This is a genomic window from Puniceicoccus vermicola (assembly GCF_014230055.1).
Taxonomy (GTDB): domain Bacteria; phylum Verrucomicrobiota; class Verrucomicrobiia; order Opitutales; family Puniceicoccaceae; genus Puniceicoccus; species Puniceicoccus vermicola.
Genome location: NZ_JACHVA010000074.1, coordinates 1 through 3,931 on the forward strand (window position 1 = coordinate 1; position 3,931 = coordinate 3,931).

4 protein-coding genes are annotated in these 3,931 nt (G+C 56.5%); all 4 read right to left on the reverse strand.

The genetic code is table 11. The features are described 5' to 3' along the window. Window positions 1-488: 488 nt before the first annotated feature. Window positions 489-1,196, reverse strand: coding sequence for a uracil-DNA glycosylase family protein (locus H5P30_RS08025; protein WP_185692432.1), 708 nt, complete (start codon window positions 1,194-1,196; stop codon window positions 489-491). Beyond that, window positions 1,193-1,798: a recombination mediator RecR gene (gene recR / locus H5P30_RS08030; protein WP_185692433.1), complete on the reverse strand. Its 606-nt coding sequence runs from the start codon at window positions 1,796-1,798 to the stop codon at window positions 1,193-1,195. The genes H5P30_RS08025 and recR overlap by 4 nt, the downstream gene beginning before the upstream one ends. Further along, window positions 1,791-2,783 carry an MDR family NADPH-dependent oxidoreductase gene (locus H5P30_RS08035; protein ID WP_185692434.1) on the reverse strand — a complete coding sequence of 331 codons (993 nt, stop codon included), beginning with the start codon at window positions 2,781-2,783 and terminating at the stop codon, window positions 1,791-1,793. Before H5P30_RS08035 ends, recR begins: the two co-directional genes overlap by 8 nt. Before the next feature lie 223 nt (window positions 2,784-3,006). Next, a partial coding sequence (locus H5P30_RS08040; protein WP_185690928.1) for an IS3 family transposase occupies window positions 3,007-3,931 on the reverse strand: 925 nt, incomplete at its 5' end.

The window sequence follows — 3,931 nt, forward strand, 5'->3', positions numbered from 1 at the left end:
CCAACGCAAAATCGAGAGCAAGATGCTCTCGCTACTCTCTCCTCTCTATCGCAAAAGCCCTACTCCGACAACCCAACCAAAGTAGTGAGAGCTTCCAGCTCTCTCATCTCCAACGCAAAATCGAGAGCTGGAAGCTCTCGCTACTCTCTCCTTTCTATCGCAAAAGCCCTACTCCGGCAACCCAGCCAAAGTATTGAGAGCTTCCAGCTCTCTCATCCCCAACGCAAAATCGAGAGCAGGATGCTCTCGCTACTTTGATTCCCCCGTTCTCGAACAACTTTCCCGGCATGCGACTGTCGAATGCAGTCGTGCGATTTATGACAGCGAGAGGCGCATTGGCCACCGCCTAGCAAGAACGAACTCCCTCCTCTACCGGAGAGGAACGGTGATAACCGTTTCTACGAATGCACAGGTGACTCCGCAGCTCAAAGGCTCAAAACGAAATGGCTCTCGCCATTCCGCTCCCACTTCCAAGAACTCTCTCTGCCCTACCAGACTCCGGCCTCGTCCAGAACCTTGACGGCGGCTTCTGGCCAATCGCGGTTGGCGATGGGGCTGGCGGGGCTGGGGTGCAGGATGCGCATCACTTTGCCCTTATCCGCATTCCGCAGGAGACACTTTTCCGCGTAGGCTCCGACCCCGACTAAGAACTCGGGATCGAGTTCCTGCAGGGCCCGCTGCAAAAACCGGTCGCAGGCCTCATCCAAGGGCTGACGCTCTTCGGCGGGCAACTTATCCGGCGTGCGGTTGCGCCCACTCTCTTCCATAAAAACGAGGGGACAGTAATTGAGAACGAAGTTGTCGGCAAAAAATTTCTCCGGAGTGCCAAATTTCTCCTTAAACATTCCCCAGAGCCGACGACCGCTGACTTCCGAGCGTTTGCAGGCGAAGCCCTCAATGGGACGCTTGGGGTGCTCAGGATCCGGCTTACCGACCGGACAATCAATTCCCACCCAATCGCGGGCGAGCTCGATTTCGCCAAAAGGCACTCCAATCTGCGCCATGCCCCATGGCCCCGGATTCATACCAAGAAAGATCGCCCGCTTACGACCCTGCCCCCATTTTTTCAAATAGGTCTCATGCGCCTGCCAGGCGTAGGAAAGAGGATTGTAGACGTAAGCGGTCGGCTCCGCAAATGAGAGAGCGTCCACTTCCCGGGACAACTCCAGTGTCGCTTCGATCAATCCCTCACTCATTTTCGAAAATCCCTTCTGGCTTCCATTGCACTGCGCAACGTCACTGAATCGGCGTAAGTCACATCCCCTCCGCTCGGCAATCCGAACCCAATGCGGGTCGTCCGAATTTCCCGGTTCGACGGTAGAAGCGTCTCGGCGATATAATGACAGGTGGCTTCGCCCTCGATATCATTCGACAAGGCAAAAACGATCTCCGTGACCCCCAGCTTTTCGACCCGCTCGGAAAAGTTCTCCAAGTTCACATCTTCCGGACCCCGGTTTTGCAGCGGGGATAGCTTTCCATGCAGCACATGATAGAGCCCTTTCCAGCTGCCGGCCTCTTCGATCGCGACTAAGTCCTGGATCTTCTCTACCACGCAGAGGGATTGCTCATTGCGGCTCGCATCCGCACAGACCGAGCATCGCTGCCCCGTGCGGGCCAAATTGCCACAATCAGGGCAGCGATCAATTTCTCGGGCGGCGACCTCAAGAGAACGGGTAAAATTGGCCAAGCGATCACGTTCCCCGACTAGCAGGTGAACCGCAATTCTTTCTGCGGACCGCTTACCCAGCCCCGGTAAGGCCTTTAATGCTGCAACTAAATCATCGAAGGGCTCAGACATTCCCAAAGAGGACCTTGCCAAAACGACCTGAGCCGTTGTGCTCGAGTGCCTCTTTGTAAGAGGCCAAAGGATACACCTTCTCCACAGGAGTTTTCAGGGATCCATTGAGAATCTCCCGATAAACTTCATTCAGAAGATCCTGCTGGGCTCTGGCCCCGTTTTTCTGGTTCCACTTGTCCATCCAGAAACCGCAGAATCGAATGTCATTAAAAATCAGGTGTCGCGTCGGGAAACGGATCTTTTCCCCCGTCATCCCCCCGAAAGTCACGATCGTCCCCACGTCACTTACGGACTGGGCAAGATTGAGGACACTGGATCCGCCGATGGAATTCAACCCCAAGGGCATCCGGGCATCCCCGCGTGCCTCGCGAATCGCTTCGGCTGCCGAGCGATCATCAATGACAACCAAATCGGCCCCCTGCTCCTGCAAAGGCTTCATCAACTCTTCGCGCCTGACCAAGCTGGCGGTTTTTATTCCGCGGGCCTTGGCCAACTGGATGACCGCGACGCCGACTGCCGAATTTCCCGCATTCTGGACAACCCAATCACCTTCTTGGAGATCCGCAAAATCCGAGAGCAAGCGAATGGCTGTCGTCGGATTGACCGCTGAGAGAGCAGCCTGATCGGCGGGCACCTCGGCGGGCACCTCAGAAAGCTGCTCCGCGCGAGCGATTTGCATCGAACGCCAAACTCCTGGACCTTCCGGCAGGCGCACCCGCTTTCCCTCCCAGGAACCGGGAACCCCGGAACCGACTTCAACGACGGTCCCCACACCTTCGCGTCCCCCCACGGCCGGCAATTCGCGCAGGTGCCCGTAGGAGCCTCCGACCATTCCCAAATCCGACGGGTGGATCGCCGCAGCCTCCATCCGGATCAGAACCTCCCCCTGCTGAAGCGGGGCGAGATCCACCTCCTGAAGACGAAGCACCTCTTCGGGCTTTCCAAATTCCTCATGAACTAGAGCGACACATTTCGTTTCGGCCATCCTCCCAGTAAAGCTCGAAGGAGGATCCGACGCAAGCGCCCATCCAAAAAATGAAAGCCGATGACTGACCAAGGGAGTGCAAAAATGGGTCAAGAGGGAGGGCTTCGCGGGGTGTCTCGGCGGAGGGGGGACGCTGGCTGGCGGAGAGGCAAACGTGAGCGGAGGGGCAGCGTGGGCGGAGGGGCAAGCGTGGTCTTCCCCCGAAAAAGTGGACAGTTTTCGGCTAGTTAAGTTGTGGTTGTAGATTGTAATATTGTTCAAGGTATCGTTGAGGCGAGATCATTCCTAAAGAGCTGTGTCTTCGCCGGCGATTGTAGAAGCATTCGATGTAGTCGAAGATGGCGCAGTGGGCTTGTTTTTTGTTATGGAAGCAACCGGAGTCGGGAAGCATCTCGGTTTTAAAGGAGGCGAAACAGCTCTCGGCGAAGGCGTTGTCGTAGCAGTATCCCTTGGCGCTCATGCTTTGTTTCCATTTTCCCAGAGCGGTTCGAAGGGGCCCGCTGGTATACTGGCAACCTCTATCGGAGTGGAAGATCGCAGTGGGATGGATCGGTAGTCTCAGACGGGCTTGGTCGATTGCCCGGACAGTTTGTTCGGCCGAGAGAGAGCAGGAGAGATTCCATCCAAGGATGAGACGGGAGAACAGGTCCATGACAACCGACAGATACATCCAACCCTCTTCGGTGGGGATATAGGTAATGTCGGCAACGAGTTGCTCACCGGGCTTGGTGGGCGCAGGCTCCTTTTTCAAAAGGTTAGGAGAAGGAGAAGCCTTCGAATCGGTTTTCGTTGTCTTTGGTCGCCAAGGCCTACGGAGCTTCCCTCGTAAGCCCTCTTTTCGCATCAGGCGCGCTACCCGGTTCTCGCCACAGGGCAAGCCGCGCTCGGCAAGTTCCGGGGTGATTCTCGGACTGCCGTAGCAGCGCATGTGACGGTCGGCATGAATCGTTTTTATTTCGGCGACTATGCGCTGGTTCTCGACAGCCCGAGGCCCAGGAGCAACTTTCCGGGTATCCCAGGCGTAAAATCCGCTCCGGGACAGTCCCAGAGCCCCACAAAGCTCGCATACTGAGTAGTCTTTCCGCATTGCCTCGATCATCGCATACCCAGATGCGGGTCCTCTGCCAGTATGCTCGCGGCTTTTTTTA

Coding starts and splice junctions, on each gene's coding strand:
- H5P30_RS08025 (WP_185692432.1), bottom strand. CDS start 1,196: ATGAGTGAGGGATTGATCGAAGCGACACTGGAGTTGTCCCGGGAAGTG.
- recR (WP_185692433.1), bottom strand. CDS start 1,798: ATGTCTGAGCCCTTCGATGATTTAGTTGCAGCATTAAAGGCCTTACCG.
- H5P30_RS08035 (WP_185692434.1), bottom strand. CDS start 2,783: ATGGCCGAAACGAAATGTGTCGCTCTAGTTCATGAGGAATTTGGAAAG.